This is a genomic window from Algisphaera agarilytica (genome assembly GCF_014207595.1).
Taxonomy (GTDB): domain Bacteria; phylum Planctomycetota; class Phycisphaerae; order Phycisphaerales; family Phycisphaeraceae; genus Algisphaera; species Algisphaera agarilytica.
In genome coordinates this window covers 726,761-743,295 of record NZ_JACHGY010000001.1, presented here as the reverse complement: position 1 = coordinate 743,295, position 16,535 = coordinate 726,761, and the positions used below count along the sequence as shown (strand labels likewise).

Here is a 16,535-nt window from a genome sequence, read left to right as displayed (position 1 = left end):
AAAGGTTTTCTATGCCGGTCTTGGGATTGCCGTTGTTGCTGGTCGGGTTGGTCGGGCTGCCGATGGTGGCGGGGATCTACTGGCTGCGCACGCGCTTTCGCAGGCAGGAAGTCTCGACACTGTTTCTCTGGCGGGCGACGCTCGATGCGCAGGGCGGGGGACGCAAGAAGAGCCGCCTGCAGACACCGTTGGCGCTGCTGTTGGAATTGCTGGCGATCTTGCTGTTGGTCCTGGCGGCAACGAGCCCGCGGGTCTTGCGGGCCGGGTATACCGCGGCGGTCGTCGTGGTCCTGGACGATTCGTATTCGATGAACGCGGTCGACCCCGAGGGCGAGTCGGCGCGACAGCGGGCGGTCGCGGCGCTGGAAGACGAGCTGAAGTCGCTGCGGCAGTATTCGGTGCGGCTGATCGCGGCGGGATCACAGCCGCGGGTGTTGGGCGAGCCGATGGATCGCTGGGCCGAGGTTGAGGCGGCGTTGGAGGGGTGGGGGTGCGAGTCGTCGTCGGCCGACCTGACCGGCGCGATCGCCCTGGCGGGGGAGATCGGCGACCCGCGTAGCCGACTGCTGGTGCTGAGTGATCACCCGATCCCGGACGCCCTGCGTGAACCGGCCGAGGGCGGCGAGGCGGCGGATGAAACGTCGGCCGAAGACACGGACTCGTCGTGGGGGAGGTTGCGTTGGGTTTCGGTGGGCAAGGCGTTGCCGAACGTGGCCCTGACCAACGCGGTGCGTTCCCCCGACGCGGCGCAGGGCGACAAGGTGCTGTTGGAAATCGCGAACCATAGTTTGGTCCCGGTGCGTCAGACGCTGACGCTTGCGGTGGGCGCAAGTGATCTGGTTTATGAGGCCGAGCCGCAAGCGCCGGCGGTGGGGTCCGAGCCGACGGTGATCGATCAACGAGCGATCGAGCTGGCCGCGGGGGAGACCACTCGGCTTTGGTTGTCGCCGGTCGGAGCAGAGGGTCGGCCGTTGATCGCGTCGCTCGGGGACGATGCGCTGATGCAGGACAACCGCGTGGTGCTGATGCCGCCCGAGCGCCGCTTGCTACCGGTGTCGGTTGATCTGAGCGATGCAGAACTCAACCGGTCCGTGACTCAGGCGGTCCGTGCCTCGAACCGCGCGGTGCTGGCCAGCGAGCGGGCATTGCTTCGGATCACCGACACGGCCGCAGCACCGGACGAGGCACCGCTCGCGGGGACGATTCCTACGTGGACGGTGTTGTTCGACACCGGGTCTGCCGAAGACGGCGCCGAGCCGCAGGCGTTTCTCGGTCCGTTTGTGATCGACTTTGCCCACCCGGTGGCGGAAGGGTTGTCGTTGAACGGCCTGGTCTGGGCGGTGCCGGGGAACGCATCCGAGGAGCAAGCCACGCCGCCGGGTCGGCCGGTGGTGACCGCGGGCAACGTGGTGCTGCTCAGCGACGACGAAAGGCCGGACGGGACGCACCAGCTGACGTGGCGGCTCCGGCCGGATCGGTCGACGGTGTTGCAGTCCGCGGCGCTTCCAATTCTGGTTTGGAACATGATCGAGATGCGGCAGGCCGAGCGTCCCGGGCTCTCGCCGGTCAACGCGCGGCCGGGCGTGCCGGTGTCGATCGTGACGCGAAGCAGCCGCGGTGAGGTGCAGGTCGAGCGCATCGAAGCCTATGCATCGCAAGAGACCGCCGCCGAAACGCTTCCCGTCCGAGAGCGTCGGGCGACGTTCATCCCGGATCAGCCCGGCGTCTACGAAGTCGTGGCCGGCGAGCAACGGCACCGCTTCGCGGTCAACGCGGGCTCGTTGGCCGAGTCGGACTTGCGTGCGGCGATTGAGGACGGGTTCGGAGAATGGGACGACGACTTGGCCGTCGTCCGGGAGTACCGCGGCCTGGCGTGGGCGCTGGGGCTGTTGGTGCTCGGCGTGTTGATCCTGCACGCGTGGTGGTTTGCTCGGCACCAGGGCGGCGGCGTCTTCTCGAGATCGTCATCGGCGACGGTGGCGGGAGTCGAGGTGGCGGCATGATCTTGGCCGAGCCGCATTGGTTGCTGTTGGTGGTGCCCTTGGGGTTGGCGTGGTGGCTGCTGCGCCCCGGCGGTTGGTGGCTGCGCGGGTTGAGGGTGTTGATCTACGGGCTGATCGTGCTGGCGATGTGCGAACCCCGGCTGGTGCTGCCCGAGCGCGCGGGCACGGTGGTGGTGGTGGCGGACCGCAGCGCGTCGATGCCCGGCAACGCGGCGGACCAACAACTCGAAGCCATCGCGCTGCTGCACGCCGCGATGTCGCCCGAGGATCGGCTGGCGGTGGTGGGGTTTGGTGAGGCGGTGGCGTTGGAGCAGGAGCCGGCCGTGGAGCGCGTCGAGGGGTTCGAGCAGGCGGTGGGCGGCGACGCGTCGGACCTGTCGGGGGCGCTGCGTCGGGCGTTGGCGTTGATCCCCGGCGACGGCGCGGGCCGGGTGTTGGTGCTCAGCGACGGGCGGTTCACCGGCCGCGACCCTGGGGCCGAGGCCGCCCGCGCGGCGGCCCGCGGCGTGCCGATCGATTACCGAGACCTCAGCCGACCGGCCACACGCGATCTGGCTGTGACGCATGTGGACACCCCCGCCACCGTGCAGCCCGGCGAGTCGTTCATGATCACCGGCTGGGTGCAGTCGCCGTCGGCGCAGAGCGTGTCCTTCGAGTTGATGCGTGGCAACACCCGGATCGCCTCGGGGCAGCGCGACCTGCCCGCGGGGCTTAGCCGATTGACCTTCCGTGACCGGGCGCAAACCCCGGGTTCGATGGACTACCGGCTGCGGCTGACCCACGCCGATCCCGCGGCGCTCGACCCGGTGCCCGAGAACAACACCGGCCGGTTTATCGTCGGCGTCGAGGGCAACAAGCCGCTGTTGGTGGTGACCCGTTCGCCCGGTCAGGGACTGGCCAACCTGTTGCGGGCCGGCGGGCTGGATGTGGTGTCGGCCCAACCCGAACAGTTGCAGGGCACGCTGCAAGAGTTGTCCAATTACGCCGGGATCGTGCTGGAGAATGTTCCCGCCACGGACCTGCCGGCCAACACCCTCGATCAACTCGCGCCGTTGATCGAAGAGTCGGGCGTCGGCTTGGCGATGACCGGCGGCCAGCAGTCCTTCGGGCCGGGCGGGTATTTCCAGTCGGCGATTGATCCGCTGCTGCCGGTCTCGATGGAGCTCCGGCAGGAGCACCGCAAGCTGTCGCTGGCGATCGTGATCGCGCTGGACCGTTCGGGCTCGATGTCGATGACGGTGCCCGACGGCCGCACCAAGATGGACCTGGCGAACCTCGGCTCGGCGCAGGTGCTAGAGCTGTTGGGGCCGATGGATGAGCTGGGCGTGATCGCCGTCGACTCGGCGCCGCACACGATCGTGAACCTCGGGCCGGTCACGGACAAAGCCACCCTGAAGAAAAAAATCCTGAGCATCGATTCGATGGGCGGGGGCATCTACGTCTACGAAGCCCTCGCCGCGTCGGCGGGCATGCTCGCCAGCGCGACGCCCACCACCCGGCACATCATTCTGTTCTCCGACGCCCAGGACTCCGAGGCGCCCGGCGCGTACCAAACGCTTCTGGAGAAAGCCCGCCGAGCCAACATCACCGTGAGTGTCATCGGCCTCGGGAGTGATCGCGATGTCGATGCGGGGCTGCTCAAAGACATCGCCAAGCGTGGCGGCGGGCGGGCCTTCTTCACGGAGGACCCCAAGAAGCTGCCGCAGCTCTTTGCGCAGGACACCTTCGTCGTCGCCCGTTCGAGCTTTATCGATGAAACCACCCCCGTCCGCAGCACCGGTGCCCTCACGGCCATGACCGGGCGCAGCTTTACCGACCCGCCGCCCGTCGGCGGATACAACCTCAATTACCTCAAGCCCGACGCCCAACTCGCCCTAGCCACGACCGACCAAAACACCGCGCCGCTGGTCGCGTCCTGGCAGGCCGGCCTCGGGCGGGTCGCGGTGTACACCGGGGAAGCCGACGGCAAGTTCACCGGCCCGATTGCGGATTGGCCCCAGCTCGGCGACCTGCTGACCAGCCTGGCGCGATGGGTTGCCGCGCGCGACCGCCGGCTGCCCGACACTCTGCTGGTGCGCCAGCGCATCGACGGTGGCCGGCTCGTCGTGGAGCTCCTGCTCGACCCCGAACGCCCCGAACAGGGCCTGCCCGGCGAGCCGCGCGTCAGCGTGTTGTCGGGTCGGCCGGGCACCGCGCCGACGAGCCGTGAACTGTCGATGCAGTACGCCGCCCCCGACAAACTGGTGGCCGAGTTCAACCTGCCCGGTGCGGACGTCGCGTTGGCCACGGTCGATCTTGGCGCGTTGGGTTCGGTCACGCTGCCGCCGACGCGTTTGCTGTATTCCCCGGAGTACCGGCCCAACACCCGCGACGGCCGAACGACACTCCAGCTCCTGGCCGACATCACCCAGGGTCAAGCCCGGGCCGAGCTGGGCAGCATCTGGGACGACCTGGTGCCCATCGAGCGATTCGCAACGATCGCCCACTGGCTCTGGTTGGCGGTGGTGGTGCTGTTGTTGCTGGAAGTGCTCGAACGCCGGACTTCGTGGGTGTCGCAGCTGTCCATCGCAGTCTATGGCCGTCGACGCCAGGCGAAAGCCGCGCCGTCTCCGAGTGAAGCCCCGGCGAAGACGGACAAAGACACCGTAGCAACCTCGCGCCGCTCCAAACGCCGCCGCAAGCCAGCCCCCATCCCCGACGCGTCGCCGGCCAAGTCGTCTGCCCCCGCACCCCAAGCCGCTCCCGCCGAGACTCCGAAGTCAAAACCCCAACCCACGCCCGACCCCGACCAGGACATGCTGTCGGCACTCAACCAAGCCAAACGCAAAGCGGATCGCCGTACCGGGCGGTGAGCGGTTTCGGGTTTGCTGCCTGGGTTGTTCGTATCTCACGCCAGGTGCAGGTCATGCACGAATCACCGATTTCTTTCGTGATCTGATGGGGTAGTAACTAAAATGATCGTTCTTTTGTGACCGGTTTTGATCCACCCCCGTTTGCCCATCGCATGAGAGGTAGTGCCATGCCTGATGTCGCCCGTCACCTTCAAGCTTGCGTGTGGGTCTCGGTCGTGGTGGCGTTGTGTACGGTGTCGTTCTCGGCGACGGGGCAGACGCTGCAGGAGCGTATCGAAGACCGTGAACGCAAGCTCGCCCGGGCGGCGGAGCGTGAGCGGGCCAACGACCCGGACCTGCAGATCGATCGGCGCATGGCCTCTCGGATGGACTTCAGTGCCCGCGGGGTCGGGGTGAAGCAGGCGTTGGCGGATTGGTCGAAGAAAACGCAAGTCCCGCTCGTGATCGACTGGGAGGCGATGGAGATCGACGGGGTGGACCCCGACCTGGAGGTCGACATCGAGCTCGAAGATGTCCGGGCCGACACGGTACTGTTGGTGTTGATGGATTCGATGTCGGAAGAGCTGCGTTTTATTGCCGAGACGCACGGGTGGGGCGTTCATTTGCGGAGCCGGATCCGTGCGAATCAGGACGTGATCACCCGGGTGTACGACGTGCGCGACCTGCTGGTGGATGTGCCCAACTTTGACGACGCCCCCCGGCTGAGCCTGACCGACGCGCTGAGCAACACCAGCAGCGGAGGAGGCAGCTCGCCTTCGGGCATTTTTGATGTGGAGGAGTTTTCCGAGGAAGACCGGCCGCTCACCAAGCGGGAACGCGGGGAGCTGCTGGTGCAGCTGGTGCGGGACACGATCGAGCCGGACATCTGGCTGGAACACGGCGGGGAGTTCAGCCGGGCCCGGTACAGCAACGGCCAGATGATCGTGCGGGCACCGCTGTATGTGCATGTCCAGATCGGCCGGCCGGCGATCGCGCTGGACCGATAGGGCGGGGCCTGGGGGCGGGCGGCAAGGGGGGCTTGCGGTTATCCTTTAGCGTTACTTCGGCCCACAATCGCTTGCCGTGGTCGATCAGGAGCCCCACGCTTGATGCCGCTTGATTTGACGAGTCCACCAGGCCAATCCGCTTCGCTTCAGCCCCCCGCAGCGGTGCGTGGGCTCCGCGTTTTGGGGTGGTGTCTGCTGGTGCTGACGGCGGTGGCGCTGATGCCGCGTTCCGCCCAGGCCAAGCCGCTTCAGATCATGTTCCTGGGCGACTCCATCACCGCCAGCGAAGAGGGCCGGCGGTCGTACCGCTACTACCTCTGGCGTCGGCTGGTGGACGAGAAGCTCGAGTTCGACTTCATCGGCACCCAGCACCTCAACCACGGCGGTGAGGGCTACTGGCCCCGCTACCAGGACCTCGAGTTCGACCGTGACCACGAGGCCTACCGCGGCTGGCGGATCGACCACATCGTCAACGGCAAAGACGGGCAGGAAGAAAAGGGCAACCTCGCCCGCTGGCTGGACGGCTACACGCCGGACATCGCGGTGGTCCTGCTGGGCACGCGTGACGTGTTGCAGGCCAAGCAGACCGAGTGGGCCGAGCGTGAGATGCGGCGGGTGATCAAGGCGCTGCGGAACGACAACGACCGCGTCGCGATCATCCTGGTGGTGCCCCCGCCGATGAAACACGAGAACGCGGGGTTCCTCCCGCCCCTGGCCACGGCCTACGCCGGGATCGCGCAGCGCGAGACGACGGTGAACTCGCCGATCCGGTTGGTCGACCTGACCCGGTCGTTTAATCCGGACACGCACCTGTCTTACGACGGCGTGCAGCCGAACGATGCGGGTGAACGACTGATCGCCGGCCAGGTGGCGTCGACCCTGCTGCTGCTCGACGAGTCCCACCTCGACCCGGTCCGGCGGACCTCGGTGCAGGCGGTGGGGTCGGTGTTGGTCGTGCCGTTGGGCGCGGCGTTGGGCTTCTTCTGGCTCGCTCGTTCGCAGCTCCGACGTGAACGGGCCGCGGCCACCTACAACCTCACCAACCGTGGCGGCGGGGCCGCGAGTCCGACCGCACCGATGTCCGGCCGCGCCAGCCGCGTCTCGTCGGCCTCGTCATCCGAGGGCCTAACGTTCCCGGGTTCGGGCAAGAATCCCTGAGATGCATGAGCACTCAGTGCCTCACCCCTCACATCCCAGTCCTATCCCGCCCGCATCTGCCGGACCGCGGCGGAGACATCCTGCCCCTGGACCTCGGCCCCGTTGGACTTGAGGTGCTTCATCGCCACGCCCGTGGCCTGGCCGTCGTTGCCCGCGGCCAGCACCGCGTCCGCGACCGGGGCGAGCGCTTCGACGATCTGCTCGGGCGTCAGCGACTGGGGCAGCAGCGAATCGAGGATCGCGTTCTCCTGACCCACTTTCTCGGCCACCGCCGGGTCGTTCGCCGCAGCGAGCAGCTCGTTGTTGCCCTTGATCACCTTGCGGATGATCTGCTGCGACTCGGCGTCGGTCAGCGCTTCGCCCTTGCGGGTCTCCTGGATCTGCAGGTCACCCAGCACGACCTTGAGGATGTCGCGTTCCTGGGTGTTCTTGGCTTTCATGGCCACGATGATGCGTTTTTTGATGTCGTCGATAAGCATCCGGTCATCATACCCCGGCCGGCGACGGCAGACGGACGGGAAGTCTGTAAAATACGGGCCCGGGGCGATTAGCTCAGCTGGCTAGAGCAATTCGTTTACACCGAATAGGTCGCGGGTTCGAGTCCCTCATCGCCCATTTTGATTGAAGCCTGCGGTTTGAGCCGTGGGCTTCGTTCATTGTTGGGTTGGCGGCAGGTTTTTAGAGACGCTGGATCGTCAACCCGCCGTCGACCATGAAGACGTTGCCGGTGGCGTAGGTGAGGTCGCCCGAGGCGAGGTGGGTGACGGCCTTGCCGATGTCCGAGGGCTCGCCCCAGCGGGGCTCGACGGCGAGGCCCTGCTCGAAGAGCTTGTCGTATTTCTCGGTGACGCCGGCGGTCATGTCGGTGCGGATGACGCCGGGGCGGACCTCGAAGACGCCCAGGCCGTACTCGCCGAGACGGGCGGCCCAGAGCTGGGTGGCCATGGCGACGCCGGCCTTGCTGATGCAGTAGTCGCCGCGGTTGACCGAGACGACGGTGGCGCTGATCGACGAGACGTTGACGATCACGCCCTTGAACTCGGCGTTGGCTTGCTTCTGCTCGACCATCCAACGGGCGGCAGCCTGGGTCAGGAAGTACGGCCCGCGGAGGTTGATGTTGATCAGCCGGTCGAAGCTTTCGGGGCTGGCCTCGGCTTCGAGGATGTCGGCGCGCACACTCGGGGCAACGCCGGCGTTGTTGACCAGCACGTCGAGTCGGCCGAACGTCTCGCGGATCGCGTCGAGCATGCCCGCGTGTTCGTCGACGTTGGACACGTCCATGGGGCGGTAGAGCACCTCGGCTCCGCGTTCTTGTAGGGCGTCGAGGGTGGCTTGCACGTCGGACTGCGGGCGGCGGCCGTTGATGACGAGGTTGTAGCCGGCGTCGGCGAGGTGTTCGGCGATGCCTAGGCCGATGCCGCGGCTTCCGCCGGTGACGAGGGCGACGCGTTTGGGGGAAGTGGTCATGGGTGGGGTCCGTTGTAGGTCAGGTCTTCGACCTGACGCGAGTCACATTTACAGCCGTGTCAGGTCGAAGACCTGACCTACGGGGTTGAGCATCACAGGAAGAACTTAAGGTACGGCTTCTCGTCGGCGATGCGGTGGATGAGCAGGGCCAGCTCCAGCAGGTGGTAGTCGCCCCAGAGGCTCGACTCGCTGTGCGACACCTTGCTGCCGGCGGGGACGTGGTCCCAGTGGTTGGGCCAGTGGTAGATCGAATGCAAGAGCAAGCCCTGGTGATCGGCGTTGGTCGAGAGGTAGGGCTCGTCGAACAGCGTCTTGGACACGCTCAGGCCCGCAGCGATGTATTTCGCGCCGTCTCGGCCGGTGGCGCTCAGGTAGTTGCCCAGGCGGATCATGCCCTGGGCGGCGATGGCCGAGGCCGAGGCGTCGACGGGTTCGAAGTCGTTGTACGGGTCGGCGGGCTTGGCTTGCCAGTCGCCGAGTTTGTGGAGCGTCGGCGCGCCGTCGTCCCAGTAGGTGATGCCGTCGAGGGCGGTGACGTCGTTGATGTAGTGGTCGCAGGTTTCGATGGCGTTGCGTTCGTAGACCTTGACGACGTCGGCTTTGGCGAGGCCGGTCGCGGCATTGAAATCCTCATCACTGATCGTTTGGAAGAACTCGAGTTCCTCGGCGTAGCCGCACATCGCCCACGCCAGGCCGCGGGTCCACGTGCTGAACGGGGCGTAGCCCTGCTGCGTGGCGCGGGCGCGGAAGGCGCCGTCGTTGCGGTTGAAGGTGCCTTCGTGGGCGGTGCGGCCGGCGATGTCGTAGGTGTGTTCGCTGTCGCCGTGGAAGACGATGTACTTGCTGGTGGTTAGGCCGTGGAGCACCGAGCGTTTGAGCAGGTTGGCCTGGCGGTCGCCTTCGTGCATCAGGCTGTGGCCGAGCTGGTAGGCGACGCCCATGATTCGGACGGTGCGCATCGTGTCGATGAACAGCGAGTGCGGGCCGTTGAAGGAGTAGACGTAGCCGAGCGAATCGCTGTGGGCGCAGTGCGGGTCGGACGGATCGCCGGGCGTGCCGGACCACCGCGCGGCCTGGACCGCGCCAGACGCGGCGATGAGCTGCTGGTAGTACGTCGCTTCCCACGGGTTGTCGCCCAGGCGGCCTTCGCGGTGGAGGCGCAGGAGGTTGCCGTAGGTCGAGAGGTTGTTGAACCCGTGGTCGTGGACGCCGATGTGCGTGACGTGGGGCAGCATGTGCTCGACAGTGCGCTGTCGGCCGAGGTCGATCAGCGCGTCGTCGCCGAGGCCGTCGCCGGCGAGGATCATGCAGCCGTACTGGAAGCCCTGGGTCCACTCGGTCCAGCCGCGGGTGGTGTACTTGCCTTCGACGGTGAACACGGGCGTGCCTTGCCCGGTGTCCCAGGTGGTGTCGATCAGGCGGGCTTTGTCGGCCCCGAGTTGGAAGACCGTCTCGGCGGCGGCCTTGAGGTCGGCGGGGGTGAGTTGGGTATCGATTTGCATGACGGGGCAGGCTCCTGCGCTCAGGCGGAATGGAGAATCAACCCTCAACCATACCCGGCAGAGAAGATTTGGGAAGTGGCGCTTCCCGCCAGCCTGTGTCTGGATATGATAATTGGTATGACTCCGCCGCCCGACTCCGCCCCGCGCTCTGCCCGCCGTCGCTTCGGTGCTTCGCTGTCCACCAATCAGGAACCCGAGGTCTGGCGTCGGGCGCTGTGCGCCGCGTTGTTCGACGACCCGAGCAAGATAGCCGATGCCCTGTCCCACCCGGTGGCGGGGCGGTTTGTCATTGAGGCGCACCACCACACGGACCTTCTGCAGCTGGATGTGATCCATCAGTGCGAAGGTCAGGCGATGGTCGATGGGCGCGAGACTGAGCTCTCCGGCACCACGTTGATGACGGTGCCCCCCGGCGTGATGCACGGCTATACGCTGCGCCCCGCGGGCCCCGACGCCGCGGTCTGGCTGATCAAGCTGCGCATCGGCCGCGACGGTGAATCGGCTCTGCCGACGTTAGTCACAGGCAACGAAGGCTGGGGGAGCGTGAAAACCGCCGTGGCGGCGCTGGTCAGCGACTGGACACCGCAGGGCGTGAGCCTGCAGGCGTTGACGCAGTTGGCGCTGGCGATCGGTGCCTGGCCGGAGTCGGTCTACGAGGGAGAGCGTGCAGATGCCGAGGGATACGACACTTCGGCCACCCACGAAGTCGGCGGGGATGGACCTTCGTCGCGGGTGCGCCGCGCGATCGAAACGCTCGGCCGACGTTTGAGCGATCCGCCGGACCTGGCGGAACTCGCGGCATCAGCCAACCTGTCACCCCGTCACTTCGCCCGCCGATTCCGGCAAGACTTCGGATGCACGCCGCACGACTACCTCCAGGCCCGTCGTCTGGACGCGGCCCGCGGCTTGCTGCGTGACGCCGACCGCCGTGTCTCGAGCGTCGCGGAAGACCTGGGCTTCAGCTCACCCGCTGCGTTCTCTCGTTGGTTCACCCGTTTGGCCGGCCAGAGCCCACGCACGTTCCGTGACGACCCACAAAACTTCTAAATCTTCTGGCCTACTGTTGCGTGTCGCCTGCGCGGCGAGCGGCAGGGGCTCTGCCCCTGCCCCCCCTGCCGATATCACTCCCGTATCGCTTGCGTGCCTTACTTGCCTTAATTGTCTTTGGGGATGCAAGGGGCAAAGCCCCTGCCGCCCGCCGCGCAGGCGACACGGTTAATAAACGTAAGTAGCCAACCATTTGCCTGTGTCTGGTTTTGATATTTTTCTGTCTCGATCCGCCGGTGGCTTTGTGGGGTGTAGGTGCCAAAATAGGACAAGCACTAAAACGGAGTAAATCACCATGGAACAGCGACGCATCGGCATCATCATGAACGGCGTGACCGGCCGGATGGGCACCAACCAACACCTTATCCGCTCGATCACAGCGATCATCCAGCAGGGCGGCGTGAAGATCAGCCCCGACCTCACGCTCATGCCCGACCCCATTCTCACCGGCCGCAACGCCAACAAACTCAAAGCCCTCGCCGAGGCTCATGGCCCCGGCGCGATCGGCAAGCCCTACAAGTTCTCCACCGATGTCGACGGCGTCATCGCCGGCAAGGAAGGCGACTACGAAGTCTTCTTCGACGCCTCGGGCACGCTGCAACGCGCCGGCTTCCTCGAGAAGGCCTGCGCCTCAGAGATGATCAAAGCGGTCTACTGCGAGAAGCCCACCGCGACCGAGACCGACAAAGCGGTCGCCATCGCCGACATGGTCGAGAAGGCCGGTAAGAAGAACGGCGTGGTCCAGGACAAGCTCTGGCTGTCATCCTTCCGCAAGATCGCCATGCTCAAAGAGCTCGGCTTTTTCGGAAAGATCCTCAGCGTCAAAGGCGACTTCGGCTACTGGGTCTTCTCCGGCATGGACTCCGACCAGCCCATGCAACGCCCGTCGTGGAACTACCGCGCCGAGGACGGCGGCGGGATGATGATCGACATGTTCTGCCACTGGGAATACGTCATCACCAACCTCTTCGGCCCGATCAAATCCCTCGTCGCCCACGGCCACATCGACCTCGACGAGCGCCGGGCCGAAGACGGCAAGCCGTTCAAGTGCACCGCCGACGACTCGGCCTACGCGATGTTCCTGCTCGAAGACGGCACGATGTGCCAGTTCAACTCGTCCTGGGCCACCCGTGTCCGCCGTGACGACCTGTTGACGGTTCACGTGGATGGCACCAAAGGCTCGGCCGTGGCGGGTCTGCGCGAGGTCTACACCCAAAGTGCGGCCAACACCCCCAAGCCCGTCTGGAACCCCGACATCGAGCAGCCCATCGATTTCTACGGCGGCTGGGAGCTCGTGCCGAACAACATCGAGTACGACAACGCCTTCAAGATCCAGTGGGAGCTGTTCCTGCGTCACGTGGCGCTAGATGAGCCGTTCACCTGGGACCTGCGTGCGGGCGCACGCGGCGTCCAGCTCGCGGAACTGGGCATGCAGTCCTGGCGTGAGAAGTGTTGGGTGGATGTGCCGGGTCTCGATTGATCAACTGCGAGACTGGTGCTCCTGAAATTGGAGTAATTGGCTAAGAAAATTCAGGGTTCGCAAAATTTTTTTTCTACCCCCGGCTCGCTTTTGCCTGAGGCTGCTTTTTTGTGTTTAAGTTTTTTAACACGAAGATATTGATCTTAAAAAAGCAATTACATCTGCATCGTGGTGGTGATTGTCTGCCTGCACGCCTATTCCCCGGGTTGCATGGGCTTGATTTTGCCGAGTTCGACCGACATAATTGTTTTTGCTAGCAATTAATTATTTTATCTGCTTCCATTTCGTCTCTGCAATTTCTCTATTTCATCATCTGAAAGTAGGTTTATCGCTATGAAAGCTGTGTCAAATTCCTCGTCCAGTCGGTCAGGGTTCACCCTGATTGAGCTTCTGGTGGTTATTAGCATCATCGCGCTGCTGATCGGTATTTTGTTGCCTGCATTGGGTAGTGCCCGTCGGGCTGCTCGTGTGGTTGCTTGCGCGACGCAACAGCAACAGATCGGTCGAGCAACCTTCACATATTCTGCGGATTTCGACGGCTACATCATGAAGCAAGAGCGGTATCAAGCTGCCGGCTTAGGCTGGTCTTGGGACGACTTCCTTGGTACAGGCGGCTACGACGGTCGTGCTGATATAGGAAATCCGGACTTTGCGCCGGTCCCCCCGCCATTCCAAGACGATTTATATCGCTGTCCGCTAGACGATTTTGTCCATGGATTTAACGCGGGGACAGTCCGTAACGCTCGGTCTTATGGTTTTACATCTTATGCAGCAAACGGACCAACCAACAACCGTCGTGGCGTGATTCGTGACTTGGTTGGAACCGCAGCATTAGGTGAGCAAGGCGCCTCGCTCCGCTTTGAAGAGGTCCTCAAGGGCTCGAACACAATTATCATGGCAGATGCCTTGGGTTTGAACAATGTGGCCGATACCGTTAGCCAGAACATTTTGGGATCGATTAATAACCGCTCGCTGATTTTTGCGGGCACCCAATTCGATCCCCGCAACCTGGGCACCCTGTCGCGGCAGGCATTGCATCACTCGGATACGCAGTCGCCGCCTCCGCCCGGCGTTGCCGAAGACGATTTCTATACGCCCAACTTCCTCTACGGCGACGGTCACGTCGAGACCAAGCGTGCGGGTGATACGGTCAAAGAAGACGGGGCGTATATCCAAACCAACCGTTTCTTTGTACAAGACACGCAATGGGATGCTTGGGCCGGTAAATGAGCTTTTGATCCAACGCCCGTGCTGTGATTACTACTGACTTAGCCAGTGGCGGCGGGAATCTACCCGCCGCCACTTTTCTTCTCTCCCCTCCCCCGTTCTTTCGATTAACCTTCTGGAACCACAATGAGTCTTCGTTCTTACCTCGCAGAAAACAATCAGGTTGCAGTCATCGCATGCGTCGTCGTTTTATTGTTGGCGGTCTTGCTGATTCTTTTGAACTTAAGGGGTGGTACCCCTTACGCCGAAACTAAGTGGATGTATGACTTGAACACCAAGCAGCTCGTCGTCGCCACGATCGATACGATCTCGCCAGACGATTCGGGGGGAGGGGCTTTTGATTACGGACCGCTCGGCTCCGCCGGCTCGGTCGTTGACGCCTTTGTCTACGCCTGCGGCGATCCAACCGGCCCCAAAGAGGGGATGACGCAAGAGGATTTAGAAGCAATCGACGCTAAAATCGCCTTCATTGCCCGCTACGACCCCAAAGGGTTTGAATCGCTCACTAACCCGACCGAGCAGAATTCGGGCTTTGCTCCAAATCGGCTTTTCTCCCGCCCCGATGCGGGGCAGTGGTTTGGTGAAAATAGTGGCCCGGGCATGCAGTTGCAGATCGATACGATGCCCTCTTGTCCAGACGGCGGCACTGCGGTTTTGACTCGGCCCTGATCATCGGGTTTAGCGCGAGTCCTGAGATGGACAGTTCTTGTTATCCAATTGAAGGCCTTCGCTTTATTTGGGAAGGTTTGACGTGTTAACTTTGTGCGATGAACGATCTGTCACGATGCGCCATTCACACTAAGACCAACAAGCCCCTGTTCCTCGCCCAGTGCTGTGAGTGTTACGCCGCTGCGGGTATCGGCGGGTCAGTATCTGGCGCAACACGGTTGCGCCCTAGGAGGACAGTGTGGGGCTCGATGAGCCGGTGAAGATCGTCAAAGCTTCGGGCCTGGAGGTGCCCGCCACAGGAGCTTGTGGCGAGGGACGCAGGGGGGGCTCGGCGGGAGAAAATGGGCCAACTCCAGGTTCTTAAGGTGCTTGCAATAAATGGTTTACGATATTTTCTGATTTCATCCATTCTCCGTAACCGTCCGAACGAAGAAAATATTTGGTTCTAGGGCTTGTATTAGGTATCATTTAGATGCATAATGAGTTAAGTAGTTAATCGCTGTCAAAGTACTTTATCGTTCTCATCTCTCTTTCTGTCATAAATCATTCCATTTCTCGAAAGAAGGTCTATCGCCATGACGCCTCATACATGTACATCTCTGAATAGAAAAGGGTTTACCCTGATCGAACTTCTGGTTGTAATCAGCATCATCGCGCTGCTGGTCGGCATCCTGCTGCCTGCTCTGTCGGCAGCTCGGCGTACCGCTCGATATGCCGCGTGTTTGAGCCAAGTTCGTCAGATCAATATTGCGGCTCTGACCTATGCCGAGGATTACGACCTCCACTACCCGGCAAACTACAACAACACCAATGGATCGGCGACGAGCCTTTCTCACCACGAGCAGTTGTTCCCGTATCTGCAAAACGCTTTCGACTTGAGAAGTCGGGCCGATCAACTCGGAAACTGGTGGTACGAAGGTCTGGTCGATGCTCGGATCTGGCGTTGTCCGTTGGATGACGCAAAGAACCGTCGCTGGGCGACCAGTGAGCAGATCGCCAGCTACGCGTTCACCGCGGGGTTTAAACCCGGCACTTACGCGAACGGTTGGCAGGAGACGCACGTAACAGGTTTGGTTAGAACCGGAACGGACGACACGACCGCTGCTGAAATCGACCAAGCCTGGACCGCCCGGGTTGATGATGTCACCAAAGCCTCAAACACGATTGCCCTGATCGACTACAACACGCAACTCGGGCTTGTAGGCTGGGTCAATGGTTCTGTCGTCGCCCCGTTTGAGTACATCGCCACCACCCGTGGTTTTGATCAAGCGTTTCTTTGGCCAGCGGGTGGTCCTTCCCGGATCTACAGCCACATGAATGCCGTCGGTCCCGGTGTTAATCCCGCCGACAACGCTACCCCCAACATGGCTTTCGTAGACGGCCACGCATCAAGCGATCTTTTGATCAACACGTTCAATACCACGACTGGTAGCACCACCGATGCCCGCACCGAAGGTGATTCGATGTGGAATCACCTGCAGCCTTGATCGCGTCCGATGCGGGAGTGATAATTTGATTCCTTCGGTTGCCCGCCCCATGCCTGGGGCGGGCAATTTACAGGTCTGATGGTGTGGGCTTTCGGTTCAAGTAAAATTCTTCGAGGTATTGGTTTTATGAGTGGTTCATCCGGCTTTTTTGCCAAAAATCAAGCGTCTTTGGGTACCCTCGCGGGGCTCGTGGTTGCCTTGGCGTTGGTTTACTTCTTTGTGCTTGGTAACTCAAACTCAAGCTATCCTTCCAAAATGTGGTTCTACGATGTGGGGGAGAAGTCTCTGATCAAAATGAGCAGCGACACACTCCCGCCCGTCACTCTTTCGAACGGCAACCGAGCGGTTCACGCGTATGTCATTGAATGCTCGTCGGGCAACACCGAGCCACAGGTCGCCTATGTCCGTAAGCATTCTGATGCGGCGGTTGAGGCGATGAAAGACATCAAGAAGACGGGCGGCCCCGCTTCCGAAGAACAGATTAGGGTGCTGACCGCACCGGAATCGGAGGTTGTCGCCTCGCTTGCGATGCTCGAAGCAGGAGAATGGGTTTCACTCGAATCCTCTGAAGGCCAAGCGGTCATGACGGATGCCGCTAAGAATGCGTGCGGCGGTGGTGAGTTCGCCTACACCATCCCTTAATGGGTGAGGGCTTGT

Annotated in this window: 13 protein-coding genes and 1 tRNA gene; 11 read left to right on the top strand and 3 right to left on the bottom strand. The window is 63.0% G+C overall.

The features are described from left to right. Nucleotides 1–11 precede the first annotated feature (11 nt). The 4 genes from HNQ40_RS03215 to HNQ40_RS03200 all read left to right on the top strand — a co-directional run bounded on the left by HNQ40_RS03215 (nt 12) and on the right by HNQ40_RS03200 (nt 6,999). On the top strand, nt 12–2,003 hold the full coding sequence (locus HNQ40_RS03215; RefSeq protein ID WP_184676330.1) for a vWA domain-containing protein: 1,992 nt from the start codon (nt 12–14) through the stop codon (nt 2,001–2,003). Further along, nucleotides 2,000–4,855 (top strand): VWA domain-containing protein, encoded by a 2,856-nt coding sequence (locus HNQ40_RS03210; protein WP_184676329.1) that lies wholly within the window; start codon nt 2,000–2,002, stop codon nt 4,853–4,855. The genes HNQ40_RS03215 and HNQ40_RS03210 overlap by 4 nt, the downstream gene beginning before the upstream one ends. Nucleotides 4,856–5,022: 167 nt before the next feature. After that, a complete protein-coding gene (locus HNQ40_RS03205; protein ID WP_184676327.1) occupies nt 5,023–5,841 on the top strand; it encodes a hypothetical protein in 819 nt (272 codons plus the stop codon). 102 nt (nt 5,842–5,943) lie between these two features. Beyond that, nucleotides 5,944–6,999: an SGNH/GDSL hydrolase family protein gene (locus HNQ40_RS03200; RefSeq protein ID WP_184676325.1), complete on the top strand. Its 1,056-nt coding sequence runs from the start codon at nt 5,944–5,946 to the stop codon at nt 6,997–6,999. 41 nt (nt 7,000–7,040) lie between these two features. Here HNQ40_RS03200 and HNQ40_RS03195 read toward each other — a convergent pair whose 3' ends face one another. Next, nucleotides 7,041–7,478 carry a GatB/YqeY domain-containing protein gene (locus HNQ40_RS03195; protein WP_184676323.1) on the bottom strand — a complete coding sequence of 146 codons (438 nt, stop codon included), beginning with the start codon at nt 7,476–7,478 and terminating at the stop codon, nt 7,041–7,043. A 62-nt stretch (nt 7,479–7,540) separates the two neighbouring features. On the opposite strand from HNQ40_RS03195, the gene HNQ40_RS03190 reads away from it, so the two are divergent. Continuing rightward, nucleotides 7,541–7,614 (top strand) — tRNA-Val (locus tag HNQ40_RS03190). A gap of 63 nt (nt 7,615–7,677) precedes the next feature. On the opposite strand, the gene HNQ40_RS03185 is transcribed toward HNQ40_RS03190, so the two are convergent. Together HNQ40_RS03185 and HNQ40_RS03180 are read right to left on the bottom strand one after the other, a co-directional pair. Continuing rightward, nucleotides 7,678–8,466, bottom strand: a complete 789-nt coding sequence (locus HNQ40_RS03185) for a 3-ketoacyl-ACP reductase (protein WP_184676321.1) — start codon at nt 8,464–8,466, stop codon at nt 7,678–7,680. A gap of 92 nt (nt 8,467–8,558) precedes the next feature. Beyond that, nucleotides 8,559–9,968 (bottom strand): glycosyl hydrolase, encoded by a 1,410-nt coding sequence (locus HNQ40_RS03180; RefSeq protein WP_184676319.1) that lies wholly within the window; start codon nt 9,966–9,968, stop codon nt 8,559–8,561. 117 nt (nt 9,969–10,085) lie between these two features. On the opposite strand from HNQ40_RS03180, the gene HNQ40_RS03175 reads away from it, so the two are divergent. The 6 genes from HNQ40_RS03175 (at nt 10,086) to HNQ40_RS03150 (ending at nt 16,520) form a co-directional block, all read left to right on the top strand. Continuing rightward, nucleotides 10,086–11,015: a helix-turn-helix domain-containing protein gene (locus HNQ40_RS03175; protein WP_184676317.1), complete on the top strand. Its 930-nt coding sequence runs from the start codon at nt 10,086–10,088 to the stop codon at nt 11,013–11,015. Between the two features lie 295 nt (nt 11,016–11,310). Then, nucleotides 11,311–12,495, top strand: a complete 1,185-nt coding sequence (locus HNQ40_RS03170) for a Gfo/Idh/MocA family protein (RefSeq protein WP_184676315.1) — start codon at nt 11,311–11,313, stop codon at nt 12,493–12,495. Nucleotides 12,496–12,828: 333 nt separating this feature from the next. Then, entirely contained in the window at nt 12,829–13,725 is an 897-nt protein-coding gene (locus tag HNQ40_RS18040; protein ID WP_221435352.1) for a prepilin-type N-terminal cleavage/methylation domain-containing protein, read from the top strand. A gap of 123 nt (nt 13,726–13,848) precedes the next feature. Then, the gene (locus tag HNQ40_RS03160; protein ID WP_184676312.1) at nt 13,849–14,391 is read left to right on the top strand and encodes a hypothetical protein; all 543 of its coding nucleotides are present in this window, start codon (nt 13,849–13,851) and stop codon (nt 14,389–14,391) included. A gap of 575 nt (nt 14,392–14,966) precedes the next feature. Continuing rightward, nucleotides 14,967–15,878: a prepilin-type N-terminal cleavage/methylation domain-containing protein gene (locus HNQ40_RS03155; RefSeq protein ID WP_184679166.1), complete on the top strand. Its 912-nt coding sequence runs from the start codon at nt 14,967–14,969 to the stop codon at nt 15,876–15,878. Between the two features lie 78 nt (nt 15,879–15,956). Then, nucleotides 15,957–16,520 carry a hypothetical protein gene (locus HNQ40_RS03150; protein WP_221435351.1) on the top strand — a complete coding sequence of 188 codons (564 nt, stop codon included), beginning with the start codon at nt 15,957–15,959 and terminating at the stop codon, nt 16,518–16,520. Nucleotides 16,521–16,535: the final 15 nt, after the last annotated feature.

Coding starts and splice junctions, on each gene's coding strand:
- HNQ40_RS03215 (WP_184676330.1), top strand. CDS start 12: ATGCCGGTCTTGGGATTGCCGTTGTTGCTGGTCGGGTTGGTCGGGCTG.
- HNQ40_RS03210 (WP_184676329.1), top strand. CDS start 2,000: ATGATCTTGGCCGAGCCGCATTGGTTGCTGTTGGTGGTGCCCTTGGGG.
- HNQ40_RS03205 (WP_184676327.1), top strand. CDS start 5,023: ATGCCTGATGTCGCCCGTCACCTTCAAGCTTGCGTGTGGGTCTCGGTC.
- HNQ40_RS03200 (WP_184676325.1), top strand. CDS start 5,944: ATGCCGCTTGATTTGACGAGTCCACCAGGCCAATCCGCTTCGCTTCAG.
- HNQ40_RS03195 (WP_184676323.1), bottom strand. CDS start 7,478: ATGCTTATCGACGACATCAAAAAACGCATCATCGTGGCCATGAAAGCC.
- HNQ40_RS03185 (WP_184676321.1), bottom strand. CDS start 8,466: ATGACCACTTCCCCCAAACGCGTCGCCCTCGTCACCGGCGGAAGCCGC.
- HNQ40_RS03180 (WP_184676319.1), bottom strand. CDS start 9,968: ATGCAAATCGATACCCAACTCACCCCCGCCGACCTCAAGGCCGCCGCC.
- HNQ40_RS03175 (WP_184676317.1), top strand. CDS start 10,086: ATGACTCCGCCGCCCGACTCCGCCCCGCGCTCTGCCCGCCGTCGCTTC.
- HNQ40_RS03170 (WP_184676315.1), top strand. CDS start 11,311: ATGGAACAGCGACGCATCGGCATCATCATGAACGGCGTGACCGGCCGG.
- HNQ40_RS18040 (WP_221435352.1), top strand. CDS start 12,829: ATGAAAGCTGTGTCAAATTCCTCGTCCAGTCGGTCAGGGTTCACCCTG.
- HNQ40_RS03160 (WP_184676312.1), top strand. CDS start 13,849: ATGAGTCTTCGTTCTTACCTCGCAGAAAACAATCAGGTTGCAGTCATC.
- HNQ40_RS03155 (WP_184679166.1), top strand. CDS start 14,967: ATGACGCCTCATACATGTACATCTCTGAATAGAAAAGGGTTTACCCTG.
- HNQ40_RS03150 (WP_221435351.1), top strand. CDS start 15,957: ATGGTGTGGGCTTTCGGTTCAAGTAAAATTCTTCGAGGTATTGGTTTT.